This is a genomic window from Dokdonella sp., from assembly GCF_017744955.1.
GTDB lineage: Bacteria > Pseudomonadota > Gammaproteobacteria > Xanthomonadales > Rhodanobacteraceae > Dokdonella_A.
Genome location: NZ_JAGIAG010000003.1, coordinates 59856 through 76192 on the forward strand (window position 1 = coordinate 59856; position 16337 = coordinate 76192).

At 70.9% G+C, this 16337-nt stretch carries 13 protein-coding genes; all 13 read left to right on the top strand.

The genetic code is table 11. From position 1 onward, the window contains the following. The first annotated feature begins 225 nt into the window (after nt 1-225). The 13 genes from kbl to J7520_RS08575 all read left to right on the top strand — a co-directional run bounded on the left by kbl (nt 226) and on the right by J7520_RS08575 (nt 16331). Nucleotides 226-1419: a glycine C-acetyltransferase gene (gene kbl, locus J7520_RS08515; RefSeq protein WP_291186708.1), complete on the top strand. Its 1194-nt coding sequence runs from the start codon at nt 226-228 to the stop codon at nt 1417-1419. 69 nt (nt 1420-1488) lie between these two features. After that, nucleotides 1489-2508, top strand: coding sequence for an amidohydrolase family protein (locus J7520_RS08520; RefSeq protein ID WP_291186711.1), 1020 nt, complete (start codon nt 1489-1491; stop codon nt 2506-2508). A gap of 4 nt (nt 2509-2512) precedes the next feature. Beyond that, entirely contained in the window at nt 2513-3022 is a 510-nt protein-coding gene (locus J7520_RS08525; RefSeq protein ID WP_291186714.1) for a hypothetical protein, read from the top strand. A 330-nt stretch (nt 3023-3352) separates the two neighbouring features. Then, nucleotides 3353-4624 (top strand): kynureninase, encoded by a 1272-nt coding sequence (gene kynU, locus J7520_RS08530; protein WP_291186717.1) that lies wholly within the window; start codon nt 3353-3355, stop codon nt 4622-4624. Then, complete coding sequence (locus tag J7520_RS08535; protein WP_291186720.1) at nt 4621-6030, top strand: NAD(P)/FAD-dependent oxidoreductase; 1410 nt, start codon at nt 4621-4623, stop codon at nt 6028-6030. The genes kynU and J7520_RS08535 overlap by 4 nt, the downstream gene beginning before the upstream one ends. Beyond that, nucleotides 6027-6509, top strand: a complete 483-nt coding sequence (locus tag J7520_RS08540; protein WP_291186724.1) for a DUF3293 domain-containing protein — start codon at nt 6027-6029, stop codon at nt 6507-6509. Before J7520_RS08535 ends, J7520_RS08540 begins: the two co-directional genes overlap by 4 nt. Before the next feature lie 112 nt (nt 6510-6621). After that, entirely contained in the window at nt 6622-9516 is a 2895-nt protein-coding gene (locus tag J7520_RS08545; protein WP_291186727.1) for a serine/threonine-protein kinase, read from the top strand. Between the two features lie 59 nt (nt 9517-9575). Further along, nucleotides 9576-11939: a serine/threonine-protein kinase gene (locus tag J7520_RS08550; protein WP_291186730.1), complete on the top strand. Its 2364-nt coding sequence runs from the start codon at nt 9576-9578 to the stop codon at nt 11937-11939. 22 nt (nt 11940-11961) lie between these two features. Next, complete coding sequence (locus J7520_RS08555; protein ID WP_291186733.1) at nt 11962-12516, top strand: ECF-type sigma factor; 555 nt, start codon at nt 11962-11964, stop codon at nt 12514-12516. A 70-nt stretch (nt 12517-12586) separates the two neighbouring features. Continuing rightward, nucleotides 12587-14071 carry a hypothetical protein gene (locus J7520_RS08560; RefSeq protein WP_291186736.1) on the top strand — a complete coding sequence of 495 codons (1485 nt, stop codon included), beginning with the start codon at nt 12587-12589 and terminating at the stop codon, nt 14069-14071. Between the two features lie 120 nt (nt 14072-14191). Next, entirely contained in the window at nt 14192-14899 is a 708-nt protein-coding gene (ccmA, locus tag J7520_RS08565; RefSeq protein WP_291186739.1) for a heme ABC exporter ATP-binding protein CcmA, read from the top strand. Then, on the top strand, nt 14896-15579 hold the full coding sequence (ccmB, locus tag J7520_RS08570) for a heme exporter protein CcmB (RefSeq protein WP_291186741.1): 684 nt from the start codon (nt 14896-14898) through the stop codon (nt 15577-15579). The genes ccmA and ccmB overlap by 4 nt, the downstream gene beginning before the upstream one ends. Continuing rightward, nucleotides 15576-16331 carry a heme ABC transporter permease gene (locus J7520_RS08575; protein WP_291186744.1) on the top strand — a complete coding sequence of 252 codons (756 nt, stop codon included), beginning with the start codon at nt 15576-15578 and terminating at the stop codon, nt 16329-16331. The genes ccmB and J7520_RS08575 overlap by 4 nt, the downstream gene beginning before the upstream one ends. Nucleotides 16332-16337: the final 6 nt, after the last annotated feature.

Sequence of the window (16337 nt, forward strand, 5' to 3'; positions counted from 1 at the left end):
TACTCCCGCGCTGCAAGACTCGAAAACCGAGTACATGCCCCGTGCCGCGGCCTTTCAATCGGGGTTTGCCCTAGGTCGGCGTGCGCACCACGCCGGCCGCGATCGCTCGTCGGGTCGTGCGCGAACTGCACGCGCACCGCCGCCCGCGCGGCGCCGCGGCGGCTGACGCATATGCCCCGATCGCGCGACAATGGCGATCTTTCCGCCCGAGCCAGAGCCGAACTCATGGATTACTCCGCCCGCCCCCGCCTCGAAGCCGAACTCGACTCGATCCGCGACCAGGGCCTGTACAAGACCGAACGCGTCATCACCACGCCGCAGTCGGCCGCGATCAAGACCACCGACGGCGGCGAGGTGCTGAACTTCTGCGCCAACAACTACCTCGGCCTGGCCGACCATCCGGACATCATCGCGGCGGCGAAGGACGCGCTCGACACGCACGGCTTCGGACTCGCCTCGGTGCGCTTCATCTGCGGCACGCAGGACCTGCACAAGCAGCTCGAGAAGACCATCTCGACCTTCTTCGGCACCGACGACACCATCCTCTACACCAGCTGCTTCGACGCCAACGGCGGCCTGTTCGAGACGATCCTGTCCGACCAGGACGCGGTGATCTCCGACGCGCTCAACCACGCCTCGATCATCGATGGCATCCGCCTGTGCAAGGCCGAGCGCCGCCGCTACGCCAACGGCGACCTGGCCGAACTGGAAAAGCACCTGCAGGAGACGCAGGACAAGCGCACGCGCCTGATCGCCACCGACGGCGTGTTCTCGATGGACGGCTACATCGCCAAGCTCGACCAGATCGTCGCGCTGAAGAAGAAGTACAACGCGCTGCTGATGGTCGACGATTCGCACGCGACCGGCTTCGTCGGCCCGACCGGGCGCGGCTCGGCCGAACTGCACGGCGTCATGCACGAGGTCGACGTGTTCACCTCCACGCTCGGCAAGGCGCTCGGCGGCGGCTCCGGCGGCTTCACCACCGGGCGCCAGGCGATCGTCGACTTGCTGCGCCAGCGCTCGCGCCCGTACCTGTTCTCCAACACGCTGCCGCCGCCGCTGGTCGCCGCCTCGATCAAGGTGTTCGAGATGCTGTCCTCCTCGACCGCGCTGCGCGACAAGGTCAACGACAACGCGCTGTACTTCCGCAAGCGCATGACCGAAGCCGGCTTCGACATCCGTCCCGGCACGCATCCGATCGCGCCGGTCATGCTCGGCGACGCCAAGCTGGCGCAGGCCTTCGCGCAGGAACTGCTCGCCGAGGGCATCTACGTGATCGGCTTCTTCTACCCGGTGGTGCCGCAGGGCCAGGCGCGCATCCGCACGCAGATGAGCGCGGCGCACACGCACGAGCAGATCGACCGCGCGGTCGCCGCGTTCGTCAAGGTCGGGCGCAAGCTCGGCGTGATCGGCGCCTAGGCGGTCGCGCATGAGGAGCTGTCTGGTGCATCGCATTCGCGCCCTGTTCCGTCCGGGTACACTGCGCCGATGCTGAAGATCGACACCCACGCCCACATCCTGCCGCCGAGCTGGCCGAACTTCGCCGAGAAGTACGGCGACGACCGCTTCCCGGTGATGGTGCAGACCGAGGGCCGCCACCGCATCTACAAGGACGGCAAGTTCTTCCGCGAGGTCTGGGCGAACGCCTTCGATCCGGAAGTGCGCATCGCCGACTACGCGCGCTTCGGCGTCGACGTGCAGGTGGTCTCGACGGTGCCGGTGCTGTTCTCGTACTGGGCCAAGCCGAACCAGGCGCTGGAACTGCACCGCCACCTCAACGACCACACCGCCGGCCTGTGCCGCGACTACCCGCGCCACTACGCCGGCATCGGCACGGTGCCGCTGCAGTCGCCGCGGCTGGCGATCCAGGAGATGGAGCGCTGCGTCGACGAACTCGGCCTGTCCGGCGTGCAGATCGGCTCGCACTGCGAGAACTGGAACCTCGACGCGCCGGAGCTGTTCCCGTTCTTCGAGGCCGCCGCCGAACTCGGCGCGGCGATCCTGGTGCACCCGTGGGACATGATGGGCGCCGCCTCGATGCCGAAGTACTGGCTGCCGTGGCTGGTCGGCATGCCGGCCGAGCAGTCGCGCGCGGCGTGCTGCCTGATCTTCGGCGGCGTGCTCGAGCGGCTGCCGCGGCTGAAGGTCTGCCTCGCCCACGGCGGCGGCGCGTTCCCGTACACGATCGGCCGCATCGAGCACGGCTTCCGCATGCGCCCGGACCTGGTCGCGACCGACAACGCGCGCAATCCGCGCGAGTACCTCGATCGCCTCTACGTCGATTCCTGCGTGCACGACCGCGCCGCCCTGCGTTACCTGATCGACGTGGTCGGGCCGGCGCACGTCATGCTCGGCACCGACTACCCTTTCCCGCTCGGCGAGCAGGAACCCGGCGCCGGCATCGCCGCGCTCGGCCTGCCGCCGGCCGAGCAGGCCCGACTGTTCCACGGCACCGCGCTGGAATGGCTCGGTCTTCCGCTGACCCGATTCGCCAACGATACGGAGTGATCCCGTGAGGCTGCTCGTCCCCCTTCTGCTGTTGTCCGCATCGACCGCTTTCGCGCAAGGCAAGACCGACTTCACGCTCAACGACGGCCAGGTGCACTTCCGCGTGCCGCCGAGCTGGACCGCGGTGATGGAGAAGAACGACGGCAATCCGCAGGCGGTCGCGTTCCAGGTGCCGGACGAAGCCGCGCAGGGTACCGAGGACAGCGCCACCGTGATGGTGAAGACGCGGCAGCTGAAGGCCGCCGCGGCGTTTCCGGGCTTCGTGCAGGACGAGCACGCGCGCGCCGAGTCGCAAGGCGGCTACGAGAAGGACGCGACGAACAAGAACGCGTCCGTGCACCAGTACTACGTGCAGCGCGCGAACACGCGCTACCTCGTGCGCGACAGCTACTACCTCACCGGCGAGATCGCGGTCGAGGTGCGCTGCCAGCGGCCGCTGATCGACAAGACGCCGGCGTCGTGGAACGCGCAGTTCGACAGCGCCTGTGACGCGGTGGCCGCGTCGTTGAAGTGACTTTTTTCGATCCGCATTGAATGCAGTTCACCTCTCCCACTGGCGGGAGAGGTCGCGCCGAAGGCACGGGCGAGGGGAATCGGAGCGCACCATTCCGACTTCCCGAACCCGAGCCCTCAGTCTCTCGCACAGACGCAGGGGCGCGGAGAGAAGCTTTTTTCCGGCATCTTTACTCTGCGTTCTCCGCGTCTCTGCGAGAGACCGTCTCTGCTCTTGATACTTTTCTCCTAGCTCCATGCGCCACTGCGAGAAATCCTCCTCGCCAGCGCCACGCTCTCCCGCCAGCGGGAGAGAGGAAAAGCAGCGCCTATTCTGGAAAACGTAGCCGCGATGACTCCTGCCGAATCCGAAGCCCTCACCCTCGACGCCCGCGACCCGCTCGCGCCGTTCCGCGACGAATTCCTGATCCCGCCGCACACCGACGGCTCGGAGCAGGCCTATTTCTGCGGCAACTCGCTCGGCCTGCAACCGCGCGCGGTGCGCCAGGCGCTGATCGACGAACTCGACGACTGGCGCGACCTCGCCGTCGAGGCGCACTTCCGCGGCAAGCATCCGTGGATGCCGTACCACGAACTCGTGCGCGAGGATCTCGCCCACCTCGTCGGCGCGCTGCCGCACGAAGTCGTGGCGATGAATTCGCTGACCACCAATCTGCATCTGATGATGGTCAGCTTCTACCGGCCGACGCGTGAGCGGAACGCGATCCTGATCGAAAAGAGCGCGTTCCCGTCCGACCACCACGCGGTCGCCTCGCAGATCCGCTTCCACGGCTACGATCCGGCCACGGCGAAGATCGAACTGGAAGGCGACGAAGCCGGCGGCGCGATCTCGTCCGATGCGATCCTGCGCGCACTCGACCAGCACGGCGAGCGCATCGCCCTGGTGCTGCTGCCCGGCGTGCAGTACCTGAGCGGCCAGGCCTTCGACCTCGGCGCGATCACCGCCGCGGCGCACGCGAAAGGCTGCGCGGTCGGCTTCGACCTCGCCCACGCGGTCGGCAACCTGCCGCTGCAGCTGCACGACGCCGGCTGCGACTTCGCCGTGTGGTGCAGCTACAAGTACCTGAACTCCGGGCCCGGCGCCGTCGCCGGCTGCTTCGTGCACGAACGCCACGCGCAAGCCGACCTGCCGCGCTTCGCCGGCTGGTGGGGCCACGACCGCACCACGCGCTTCCAGATGGGGCCGCACTTCGCCGCGACGCCGGGCGCCGAGGGCTGGCAGCTGTCCAATCCGCCGATTCTCGCGCTGGTGCCGCTGCGCATCTCGCTGGCGCTGTTCCGCCGCGCCGGCATGGCCGCGCTGCGCGAGAAGTCGATCGCGCTGACCGCCTATTTCGAGACGCTGATCGGCGAACAGCTCGCCGACGTGATCGAGATCACCACCCCGCGCGAACCCGAGCGCCGCGGCTGCCAGCTCAGCTTGCGCGTGCGCGGCCCACGCGAAGCCGGCCGCTCGCTCTACGATCACCTGCACGCCAACGGCATCGTCGTCGACTGGCGCGAGCCAGACGTGATCCGCGCCGCGCCGACGCCGCTGTACAACCGCCGCATCGACTGCCTGCGCTTCGTGTCGACGGTGAAGGACTGGGCGTCCAAGTCATGAGCGAAAAGCCGGCCACCACGATCGTCGGCGGCGGCCTCGTCGGCGCCCTGCTCGCGACCTTGCTCGCGCAACGCGGCTTCGCCGTCGAGGTGTTCGAGCGACGCCCCGATCCGCGCCAAGCCGGCTACGCCGGCGGGCGCTCGATCAACCTCGCGCTGGCCGAGCGCGGCCTGCACGGCCTGCGCCTGGCCGGCCTGACCGAGGAGGTCATGGATCTGGCGGTGATGATGCGCGGACGCATGGTGCATCATCGCGACGGCCGCACCGAGCTGCTGCGCTACGGCCGCGACGACAGCGAGGTGATCTGGTCGATCAGCCGCGGCCGCCTCAACATCGCGCTGATCGACGCTGCGGAACGCGCCGGCGCGCGCTTCCATTTCTCGCGCCGGCTCGAAGCGGCGGAGTTCGGCGACGGCGTACACCTGCGTTTCCGCGACGACCAGGACGGCAGCCTGCACGAGCACGCCGCCGCGTTCGCGCTCGGCGCCGACGGCGCGGGCTCGGCGCTGCGCGCGGCGATGAACCTCGAGCTGCCGCTCGGCGAACGCATCGAAGAACTCGGCCACGGCTACAAGGAACTGGAAATCCCCGCGCTGACCGAATTCGCGACCAACGCCGTACCGGCGGAAGCCGCCGCTGCGCTGGCGCGGGGTGACCCGTTCGCGATCGAGCGCAACGCGCTGCACATCTGGCCGCGCGGCAACTACATGTGCATCGCGCTGCCGAACGCCGAAGGCAGCTTCACGGTGACGCTGTTCCTGCCCTCGCAGGGCGATCCGAGCTTCGCCACCGTCGACACGCCGGCCGCCGCGCGCGCGCTGTTCGAGCGCGAGTTCGCCGACCTCGTGCCGCTGATTCCCGAGCTCGACGCCGACTTCGCCGCCAATCCGGTCGGCGTGCTGGCGACCCTGTATCTCGATCGCTGGCACCTCGACCGCCGCGCCCTGCTGCTCGGCGACGCCGCGCACGCGATCGTGCCGTTCCACGGCCAGGGCATGAATTGCGGTTTCGAGGACGCGGTCGAACTCGCCGAACTGCTCGAAGCGCACCACGACGACCTCGCCTGGACCTTCGCCGAATTCGAGCGCCGACGCCGACCCAACGCCGAAGCGATCGCGAGGATGGCGCTGGAGAACTATGTCGAGATGCGCGACTCGGTCGCCGACGCCGGCTTCCTGCTGCGCCGCGAGCTCGGCCGCGCGCTGGCCGAACGCCACCCGCAACGCTTCGTGCCGCGCTACTCGATGGTCACCTTCACGCGCATGCCGTACGCGCAGGCGTTCGCGCGCGGCGCGACGCAGGACGCGCTGCTGCGCGAGCTGACGGAAGGCAAGTCGCGTCTGGACGAAGTGGATCTGGCGCGGGCGGACGAACGCGTGCGGGAACGCCTGACGCCGCTGGCGTGACCGAGTCGCCGCAGCGGATCGCCGAGCTGCTGGCGCTGTACCGGCGCACGCACTACGACGTCGCCCTGCCCGGCGGCATCCGCGCGACGTTGCGCATCGACGAACCGCCGCCGCGCTCGATCACCGAATGGATCGCCGCGGACGCGCACGCGGTCTATCTGACCGCGTGCAACCCGCACTCGCGCACGCTGACCGCCGCCGACAACGAAGCGCGCCTGGACGAGCTGCGCCGGCGCCTGCGTCGGGCCGGCGCCCGCTGGCTCGAAGGGACTGCGGCGATCCCGGACCAGCCCTGGCGCGAAGCAAGCCTGCTCACCGCGGGCCTGCCGCTCGAACGCTTCGACACGCTGGCGCGGGCATTCGGCCAGAACGCCAGCGTGCACGTCCGCGCGGACGCTCCGGCGCGCCTGCGCCTGCACCGCGGCGACTGGCGCGGCCTCGCACCGCCCGGCGACGCACTGGAATGGGACGACGGCTGATCCTGTTCGCGCGCAGCCGCCTGCATCGTCCGATGTCCCGCTCCGGCGCGTCAGCACGTACTCTGTAGGAATGGCCCGTCGCGACGCGGACGGCGGGGGGAACGGGGGCGGCATGAGTTCGGATTCGAGCGACATCCTCGCGCGTCGGCGGCGCGCGTTCGTCCTGCTGCGCGAGGCCTTGGACGTCGCCGACGAGGCGCGCGGGGCATGGATCGCGCGGCGCTGCGACGGCGACGACGCGCTGGCCGACGAGCTGCGCGCCCTGCTCGGCACGGAGAAGACCGACCTGCTCGACGACGACGTCGGCGTGATCGCCGCGCGCCTGATCGACGAGGACGAGACGCACGAAACGCTGCCCGCCGGCACGCGGCTCGGCGACTGGACCTTGGTGCGCCGCATCGGCCACGGCGGCATGGGCACGGTGTTCCTCGCCGAACGCGGCGGCGACGGCTACGCGCAGCGCGGCGCGCTGAAACTGGTCAAGCGCGGCATGGACTCCGCCGCCGTGCTGGCGCGATTCCGCCGCGAGCGGCAGATCCTGTCGCGCCTGGAGCACCCGAACATCGCGCGCCTGCTCGACGGCGGCGTCAGCGCCGAAGGACAGCCGTACTTCGTCATGGAATACGTCGACGGCGCCACGCTGCGCGGCTGGATGGCCGACTCGCGGCCCGATCTCGACGCGCGCCTGGACGCCTTCCTGCAGCTGTGCGAAGCGGTCGCGCACGCGCATCGTCACCTCGTCGTGCATCGCGACATCAAGCCGGAGAACGTGCTGATCGCGGCGGACGGCCACGCGCGCCTGCTCGACTTCGGCATCGCCAAGCTGCTCGGCGCCGAAGACGACGGCGAGCGGACCGCGACCCAGCGCCGCTTCGTCTCGCGCGCGTACGCCGCGCCGGAACAGATCACCGGCGACGCGGCGACGACCGCCACCGACGTCTACCAGCTCGGCGCGCTGCTGTTCGAGCTGTTGACGGGAACGCGCTTCGGCGAGCCGCGCCCGACCGGCGCGGTGTCCGGCTGGCTGGTGCGCGCGCAAGCGCAGGGCGACGCGGCCACGCGCAAGGCCGTGCCGGCGCCGCGCCTGCGCGGCGACGCGGCGATCGTCGTCGCGCGCGCCACCGACGCAGACCCGGCGCGGCGCTACGCGACCGTCGAAGCGCTCAGCGCCGACCTGCGCGCCTGGCGCGAAGGCCGCCCGATCGCGGCGCGGCCGGACAGCGCCGGCTATCGCTTCCGCCGCTTCGTCGGTCGCCACCGCGTCGTGACAGTCGCGGCGGCGCTCGCCCTCGCCGCGATCCTGGCCGGTACGACGCTGACGATCTGGCAGGCGCGCAAGGCGGCGGAGGAAGCGCGCCTCGCACGCTCGGCGCAGGCCTTTCTCGCCAGCGTGTTCGACGCCGCCGCGCCCGATGCGGCGGCCGGCGAGCACGTCACCGCACGCGAACTGCTCGATCGCGGCAGCGAGCGCATCGGCTCGGAACTGGCCGACCAGCCGCGGTTGCGTGGCGAGATGCTGCTCACGCTGGGTTCGCTCTACGCGCAGCTCGCCCAATACGACCAGGCCGCGCGGCAACTCGGGGAAGCGCGCGCGACGCTGGCGCCGACCGACGCCGCCGGCGCGGCACGCGCCGCGCTGGAGCTGAGCGCGGTCGAACGCGAACTCGGCAAGCTCGACGACGCCGAACGCACGCTGGCGGCCGTGTCCGCGACGGCCGAACCGGCGCTGCGCTCGCGCGCGCTCGCCGAACGCGCCCTGCTGCGCGAGAAACAGGGGCGCTTCGACGAAGCGCTGGCCGACGCGCGCGAGGCATTGCAGGCCGACCTCGCGCGTGGCTCCGCCGCGCGCGCGGAGCAGGCGCGCGACCGCCAGATCGAAGCGCTGATGCTGGCGCGCCGCGCGCGCTTCGACGAAGCCGCCGCGACGTTCGAGCAGGCGATCGGCGACGCGCGCGCGGTCTACGGCGACGAGGACACGCGCGTCGCCCTGATGCTCAACGACTACGGCGCCGCACTGGCGCAGAAAGGCCGCAACAAGGAATCCGAAGCGCAACTGCTGACCGCGCTGCAGATCCGCCGCAAGCGCCTCGGCGACGCCCACCCCGCCGTCGCCGAGACCTTGCAGGTGCTCGGCGCGACGCAGCGCGCCCAGGGCCGCCTCGACGAAGCGCAGGCCGCGCAGGAGGAAGCCCTGCGCATCCAACGCGCGGTGTTCGGCAATCGCCATGCGCTGATCGCCAACACGCTGAACTCGCTCGGCATGCTCGAATTCGCGCGCCGTCGTCCGGTCGAGGGCGAACCCTACTTCCGCGAGGCGGTCGACATCTACCGCTCGCTCGGTCAGGCCGACACGCCGTCCGCAGCGACCACCGCGAACAATCTGGCCACGGTGCTGGTCCAGCTCGGCCGCTACGAAGAAGCCGAGCCATTGACGCGCCACGCGTTGCAGATCCATCTCGACCGGCTCGGCGAAAAGCATCCGGCGGTGATGAGCGATCTCAATTCCATCGCGCAGCTGGAGCTGCGGCGCGGAAACCTCGACAGCGCGGTCGAGCACGCGCGCCGTGCCGTGGCCGTCGCCGATTCCGGTGCCGCGCCGCCGCGCGAAGGCGCCTACGCGCACCTCTCGTACGCCAACGTGCTCAATCGCGCCGGCCGGCCGGCCGATGCGCTGAGGGAAGTCGACGGCGCGATCGCGACGCTCGAAGGACTGTCCGCCGACGAGTCGCGCCTGCCGACGGCGCGCGCGACGCGCGCCGACGCCTTGCTCGGCATGAACCGGCTCGACGAGGCGCAGGCGCTCGCCGACAGCGTGCTCGCCGATTACCGGCGTCGCACGCCGAACGACGCCGGCGGCCTCGCCGCGCTGCACGCGCTGCGCGCGCGCATCGCCGACGCGCGCCATCGCCGCGCGGACGCGCAGCGCGAACGGGCGCTCGCGCAGCAGATCGTCGCCGGCATGAGCGCGCCCGACCCGTACTTGCTGCGCGAGATCGCGCGGCGCTGAAGGAAAACGTGGCGGACCGCAGTTCGGGCACAATGTCCGCACATCCGCCCGGGCCGCGCATGAGCATCGAACGCCAGCGCCACGCCTTCGCGCTGTTGCGCGAAGCGCTCGACCTGCCCGCCGGGCAGCGCGCCGGATTCATCGCCGCGCACTGCGGCGAGGATCCGCTGCTGGCCGAGGAACTGCGCGCCTGGCTCGCCGCCGACACCCGCTCCGACCTGCTCGACCGTCCCGCCGAGGAGATCGCCGCCGACCTCGCGCAGCACGCCGACCTGCTCGCGCCGGGCGCCCGCGTCGGCCCCTGGCGCGTCGTGCGCGTGCTCGGCAGCGGCGGCATGGGCGTGGTCTACCTGGTCCAGCGCGACGGCGAGGGCTACGCGCAGCGCGGCGCGCTGAAGCTGATCAAGCGCGGCATGGATTCGGCCGCGGTGCTGGCGCGCTTCCGGCGCGAACGGCAGATCCTCTCGCGCCTCAATCATCCCAACATCGCGCATCTGCTCGACGGCGGCATCCGCGAGAGCGGCCAGCCGTTCCTGGTGATGGAATACGTCGACGGCGAAACGCTCGCGACCTGGATCGCGCGCACGAACGCCGCGCTCGACGCGCGCGTCGCGCTGTTCCTCGACCTCTGCGACGCGGTCGCCTACGCGCACCGGCAGCTGGTCGTGCATCGCGACATCAAGCCCGGCAACGTGCTGGTCGACGCCGCCGGCCGGCCGCGCCTGCTCGACTTCGGCATCGCCAAGCTGCTCGAGGAAGGCGACGAGCCGGAACGCACGGCCACGGTCACGCGCTTCGTCTCGCGAGCGTATGCCGCGCCGGAGCAGACAGGCGACGGCGCGATCACCACCGCGACCGACGTCTACCAGCTCGGCGCCCTGCTGTTCGAGCTCTTGACCGATTCGCGCCACGCCGATGCGCCGACCACGCCGCGCGTGTCGCAGCGCTTGGCGCAGGCGCGCGCGAAGACCGCCTCGGTCATCGAGCCGCGCGTCTTGCAAGGCGATCCGGGCGTGATCCTGGCGCGCGCGACCGACCCCGACCCGATGCGCCGCTACGCCACCGTCGAAGCCTTCGCCGACGACCTGCGCCGCTGGCGCGCGGGGCAGCCGATCCGCGCGCGCGCGGACAGCGCCGGCTATCGGCTGCGCCTGTTCGTGCGCCGCAACCGGCTGATGGTCGCCGCGGCGGCGCTGGCGCTGGCGGCGATCGTCGGCGGCGCCGGCATCGCGCTGTGGCAGGCGCGCGCGGCGGCGGCGCAGGGACGCCTCGCACTCGAACGCGCCGAGACGGCCGAACGCGTCAAGCGCTTCATGATCGGCCTGTTCCAGGCGCCGGACCCGGAGCAGGCGCGCGGCGCGATGCCGCGCGCGGACGAACTGCTCGACCGCGGCGCCCGGCAGATCGCCGGCGACCTCGCCGGCGAGCCGCGCCTGCAGGCCGAACTCTACGAGACGATGGCGCTGAGCTACATGAACCTCGGCCGCTTCGAGACCGGCGTGGATCTGCTCGAACGTGCGCGCGAAGGACTCGCCGGCGACGGCGACGACGCACTGGCGGCGCGCATCGAAACGCTGAGCGGTTCCGCCTACGCCGAACTCGGCCGCTACGAGCAGGCGCTGTCCGCGCTCGAGCGTGCCGTACGGCTGCGCGGCGACGCCGCCGATCCGCGCGACACCGCGCGCATCGAGGCCGTGCGCGGCTGGGTGCTGCGCGACCTCGGTCGCTACGCCGACTCGGAAGCCGCCCTGCGCCGTTCGCTCGCGCTCGCGCAGGCCGGTCCGGACGACATGAATCCGGCCGCGCTGCGCGCGCTCAACAACCTCGCCTATACCTTGCAGCTGGCCGGCCGCAAGGACGAGTCGATCGCCGCCTACCAACGCGTCGTCGACTGGTTCGCCGCGCATGTGCCGGCCGACCAGCCGGCGCGCCTGTGGGCCGAATCGACCTTCGGCAAGAGCCTGCGCGATCTCGGCGAACCGGCGCGGGCGCGCGCCCTGCTCGAACGCATCCGTCCGCCGCTGCTGAAGAACGTCGGCGAGGCGCATACCGACCTGGCCGGGCTCGACATCGCGCTCGGCCAGGCGCGCATGGACCTCGGCGACGCCGGCGGCTACGCGCAGGTCGTCGACGCGGTCGCGCGCAGCCATCGCGCCACGCCGCAGCGGAACATGCTGTGGGCGCACGCCGAATTCGCGCTGGCCGAAGCCGAACAGCGAGCCGGCCACGACGTCGCCGCGAGCGACCACTACCAGGCCGCGCGCGCCGCCTACGCCGCCCTGGCCGGCGCCGCGCACCCGGCCGCGCGCGAAAGCGACGCGCGCCTGGCCGCGATCGCCGCGGCGCGTGCCGCGCGACCGGCCGCCGATGAGACACGTGCGATTGACGCCGGCGCGCCCGATGGCGATGCTGCCCGGCAGTGAGGGGGCAGCGGCCAGGGAATCCATGAGCGACAGCGTCACCGAACTGCTGGGCGCCGCCGAGAGCGGCGACGAAGCGGCGCAGAACCGGCTGTTCTCCCTGCTCTACGACGAGCTGCGCCGCTGCGCGCATCGCCAGCTCGGCGGCGGCGGCGAGACGCTGTCGACCACCGCCCTGGTGCACGAGACCTACGTCAAGCTGATCGCCGCCGACACGCTGCGCCTGCAAAGCCGCCAGCACTTCATGGCGCTGGCGGCGCGCGCGATGCGGCAGGTGCTGGTCGACCACGCGCGGCGCATCGGCGCCGGCAAGCGCGGCGGCGGCGCGGCCTTCGTCACGCTCGACGAGCGCGTGCCGGAGACACCGTCGGAAGCCGTCGAAGTGCTCGCGCTGGACCAGGCGCTGGGCGAACTGGAGAAGATCGACGAGCGCGCCGCGCGCGTGGTGCAGCTGCACTTCTTCGGCGGCCTCAGCTTCAGCGCGATCGCCGAACTGGAAGGGCTGAACGAGCGCACGATCAAGCGCGACTGGCAGGCGGCGCGGCTGATGCTGGCCTCGACGATGAACGCCCACGGCTGAATTCCCGTGGATGTCCCGATCGGGCGCCGGCTTGCGTACTGCATGACCGAAACCCGCCCGGAGTGTCGCCATGTCGTCGCGAACCCTCGTTCTCACCGCGCTGTGCGCGCTGCCGCTGTCCGCCTCGGCCGCCGACACCGGCGTCGACCTCTCGTTCGCCCAGTCGGGTTGGCGGAGGATGTTCGAATCGGGCGGCGGCACGCAGGACGAGAAGGCGGCCGCCTTCGCGCGCACCGCGGACGGCGGCTACGTGATCGCCGCGGAACTGCCCGGCGGCGGCGCCGACGGCGGCACCGGCAAGCGCATCGGCCTGTTCCGGCTCGACCGCGACGGCAACTACGTCACCTCCGGCTTCGGCGACAGCGGCAAGGTCGTCAAGGACGCCTGGCTGACCAGCGTCACCGACATGACCGTCGACGCGCAGGGCCGCATCGTCGTGGTCGGCGGCACGCCAGGACAGGGCGGCGTCAGCGATTTCGGCGTCGTGCGCTTCGACGCCGACGGCAGCGACGACGCCAGCTTCGCCGGCGACGGCGGTACCTCGTTCGGGTTCGACGTGACCGGTTTAGACACCGAGGATGCGCCGACCTCGGTGCTGGTCGATCCGGACGGGCGCATCGTCGTCGCCGGCAACGTTCGCTACAGCACCGGCGAGCATCGCTTCGGCGTCGTGCGCTTCGACGTGGACGGTACGCAGGACTCGACGTTCGGCAACGTCAGCGACGGCCACGGCGGCTTCCTCGGCACGGAGGACAAATTCGCCAACGGCCGGGACGCGTACGCCAGCCGAATCCTGCACATCGCCGGCGGCTACTACGTCGTCGCGGGAACCTCGGTGTACTCCGGCACCGACACCGATTTCGCCGCGCGCATCCTGACGCCGTCGGGAGGGCCGTGGGCCGATTTCGTCGGATCGGTCGCGTTCCCGATCGACGTGCCGGGATCCGGCGGCTCGCTGTTCGACAACCTGAGCGATGCGATCCTGGTCGATCCGACCACGATCCTGCTGGTCGGCTCGGCCAGCGGCAGGTTCGCCGCGACGCGCATCAAGGCGGGCACCGAGAACGGCAGCAGCCAGTACACCACGCTGACCGCGGATCCGACCTTCACCGGCCACCCCGCCGGCGCCGACTGCGACTACTGCTACGTCGGCAGCACGACCGGCTCGTCCGGCGAATCGGCGGCGGTCCGCAGCGACGGACGCATCCTGCTGGTCGGCGACACGTCCAGCTTCGGCGTCAGCGGCGCATTCCTCGACGGCATCGAAGGCCCGGCGGGCAATACCTTCAGCCACGCGGGACTGGTCACGCGGCTGAATCCGGACGGCACCCCGGACAGCGGTTTCGGCATCAACGGCAGCTATCTGATCGTCGCACCGAGCAGCGGCTCCCAGTCTTACCACACGGAATTCAAGCGTGTGCGCTTCGACGGCCCACAACCGGTGATCCTCGGCAGCGCGGTCGACAGCCTTTCGTCGGTGACCGACTTCGACGCCGTCATCACGCGCTTGAACGCCGACCAGATCTTCGCCGACGGCTTCGAGTCCGTCCCGTGAAATCCATCGCCTCGCGCGCGATCGGACGTGCGCGACGCCTTTCGCGGTGACGGCCGGACGCCGCCGCGCGACATCGCGTACGTGGCCTTGCGACGCGCCTGCCGTTAGCATGCGCGCCGCATGCCGCCGATTTCCGATACCTCCCACGACTTCCACGACCGCCCGCCTCTGCTCGAAGCGCGCGGACTCGCGTTCGCGCGCAACGACGAGCCGATCTTCGGCCCGCTCGACTTCTCGCTGCACGCCGGCGAAGTCGCGCTGATCGAAGGCGACAACGGCGCCGGCAAGACGACCCTGCTGCGCGTGCTGTCGGGTCTGCTCGCGCCGAGCTCCGGCGAGATCCGCCTGCGCGGCGAACCGCTGACGCTGGCGCGGTTGTCGCCGCAGGTCGCGCTGCTCTCGCACCAGGCCGGGCTCAAGCACGAACTGACGGCGCTGGAAAACCTGCGCTTCGCCGCCGGCCTGCACGGCCAGCGCAAAGGCCTCTCGCCGATGACGGCGCTGGCCGGCGTCGGCCTCGACGGCTATGCCGACGTGCCGACACGCCAGCTCTCGGCCGGGCAGAAGAAGCGCGTCGCGCTGGCGCGCGTGCTGCTCGCGCCGGTCGCGCTGTGGCTGCTCGACGAGCCGTACGCGAACCTCGATCTCGACGGCATCAAGCTGGTCAACCGTCTGCTCGAACGCCACGCCAACGGCGGAGGCACCGCGCTGATCACCTCGCACGGCGCGTACGCGTACACCTCCGGCACGCCGCGGCGCATTCCGTTGCGGCCGGGAATCGGCCATCGACAATCGGCCATCGAAACGGCTGCGGAGCAGGTTCGATGAGTTCCGGGTCGACTCTCGCCGCGTGCTCGGCGCTGGTCCGCCGCGACCTGACTCTGGTCTGGCGGCGGCGCGGCGATGCGTTGAACCCCATCCTGTTCGCGCTGATCGTCATCGCACTGTTCCCGCTCGCGCTGGGACCCGAACCGCAGCAGTTGCAGCGCATCGCCGCCGGCGTCGTCTTCGTCGCGCTGCTGCTGGCCGGCTTGCTCGCGCTCGACACGTTGTTCCGCAGCGACTACGAGGACGGCTCGCTGGAACAGCTCGTGCTGTCGTCGCATCCGCTGTCGCTGCTGCTCGCCTGCAAGATCGCGGTGCATTGGCTGACCACGGCACTGCCGCTGATCGTCGTCGCGCCGCTGCTCGGCGAACTGCTGCATCTGGCCGATTCGGTGCGCTGGGTGCTGGTCGCCGCGCTGCTGCTGGCGACGCCGCTGCTGAGCCTGATCGGCGCGGTCTGCGTGGCGCTGACGGTCGGCATGCATCGCTCTGGTATGCTGCTGGCCTTGCTCGTGCTGCCGCTGTACGTGCCGGTGCTGATCTTCGGCGCCGGCGCCTGCAACGCCGCGCAAATCGGTCTGCCGTATCTCGCACCGCTGCTGTGGCTGGCCGCGGCCCTGGTGCTGGCCCTGGTGCTGGCGCCGCTGGCGTGCGCGGCGGCGCTTAGAATCTCCCTCTCATGAATGCGCTGACGCTCTGGTTCCACAAGATCGGCTCGCCGCCGACCTTCTACCGCATCGCCGGCGCGCTGGCGCCGTGGTGCTACGGCATCGCGCTGCTGCTCGGCCTGGTCGCGCTGTACGGCGGCCTCGTTCTCGCGCCGCGCGACTACCAGCAGGGCGACGCCTACCGCATCATCTTCATCCACGTGCCGTGCGCCTGGATGAGCCTGTTCGCCTATTTCTTCATGGCGGCGAATGCGTTCGTCGCGCTGGTCTGGCGCATCAAGCTCAGCGAGATCCTCGCCATGGCGAGCGCACCGATCGGCGCCGCGTTCACCTTCATCACGCTGGTCACCGGCTCGCTGTGGGGCAAGCCGATGTGGGGCACCTGGTGGACCTGGGACGCGCGCCTGACCTCCGAGCTGGTGCTGCTGTTCCTCTACTTCGGCGTGATGGGCCTGTACGCCGCGATCGAGGACCGCCGCCAGGCCGCGCGCGCGGCCGGCTTCCTCGCGCTGATCGGCATCGTCAACCTGCCGATCGTGCATTTCTCGGTGAACTGGTGGAACACCCTGCACCAGGGCTCGACGGTGCGCCTGATGGGGCCGTCGAAGATCGACTCGGCGATGATCTGGCCGCTGCTGACGATGGCGCTGGCGACGCACATCTGGTTCTTCGGCAGCGTGCTCGCGCGTACGCGCATCGGCCTGCTCGAACTCGACGCCGGCAAGGACTGGGTGCGCAAGATCGCGCTCGACCAGCAGCGCGCCTAGGGTTTT

Coding starts and splice junctions, on each gene's coding strand:
- kbl (WP_291186708.1), top strand. CDS start 226: ATGGATTACTCCGCCCGCCCCCGCCTCGAAGCCGAACTCGACTCGATC.
- J7520_RS08520 (WP_291186711.1), top strand. CDS start 1,489: ATGCTGAAGATCGACACCCACGCCCACATCCTGCCGCCGAGCTGGCCG.
- kynU (WP_291186717.1), top strand. CDS start 3,353: ATGACTCCTGCCGAATCCGAAGCCCTCACCCTCGACGCCCGCGACCCG.
- J7520_RS08535 (WP_291186720.1), top strand. CDS start 4,621: ATGAGCGAAAAGCCGGCCACCACGATCGTCGGCGGCGGCCTCGTCGGC.
- J7520_RS08545 (WP_291186727.1), top strand. CDS start 6,622: ATGAGTTCGGATTCGAGCGACATCCTCGCGCGTCGGCGGCGCGCGTTC.
- J7520_RS08550 (WP_291186730.1), top strand. CDS start 9,576: ATGAGCATCGAACGCCAGCGCCACGCCTTCGCGCTGTTGCGCGAAGCG.
- J7520_RS08555 (WP_291186733.1), top strand. CDS start 11,962: ATGAGCGACAGCGTCACCGAACTGCTGGGCGCCGCCGAGAGCGGCGAC.
- J7520_RS08560 (WP_291186736.1), top strand. CDS start 12,587: ATGTCGTCGCGAACCCTCGTTCTCACCGCGCTGTGCGCGCTGCCGCTG.
- ccmA (WP_291186739.1), top strand. CDS start 14,192: ATGCCGCCGATTTCCGATACCTCCCACGACTTCCACGACCGCCCGCCT.
- ccmB (WP_291186741.1), top strand. CDS start 14,896: ATGAGTTCCGGGTCGACTCTCGCCGCGTGCTCGGCGCTGGTCCGCCGC.
- J7520_RS08575 (WP_291186744.1), top strand. CDS start 15,576: ATGAATGCGCTGACGCTCTGGTTCCACAAGATCGGCTCGCCGCCGACC.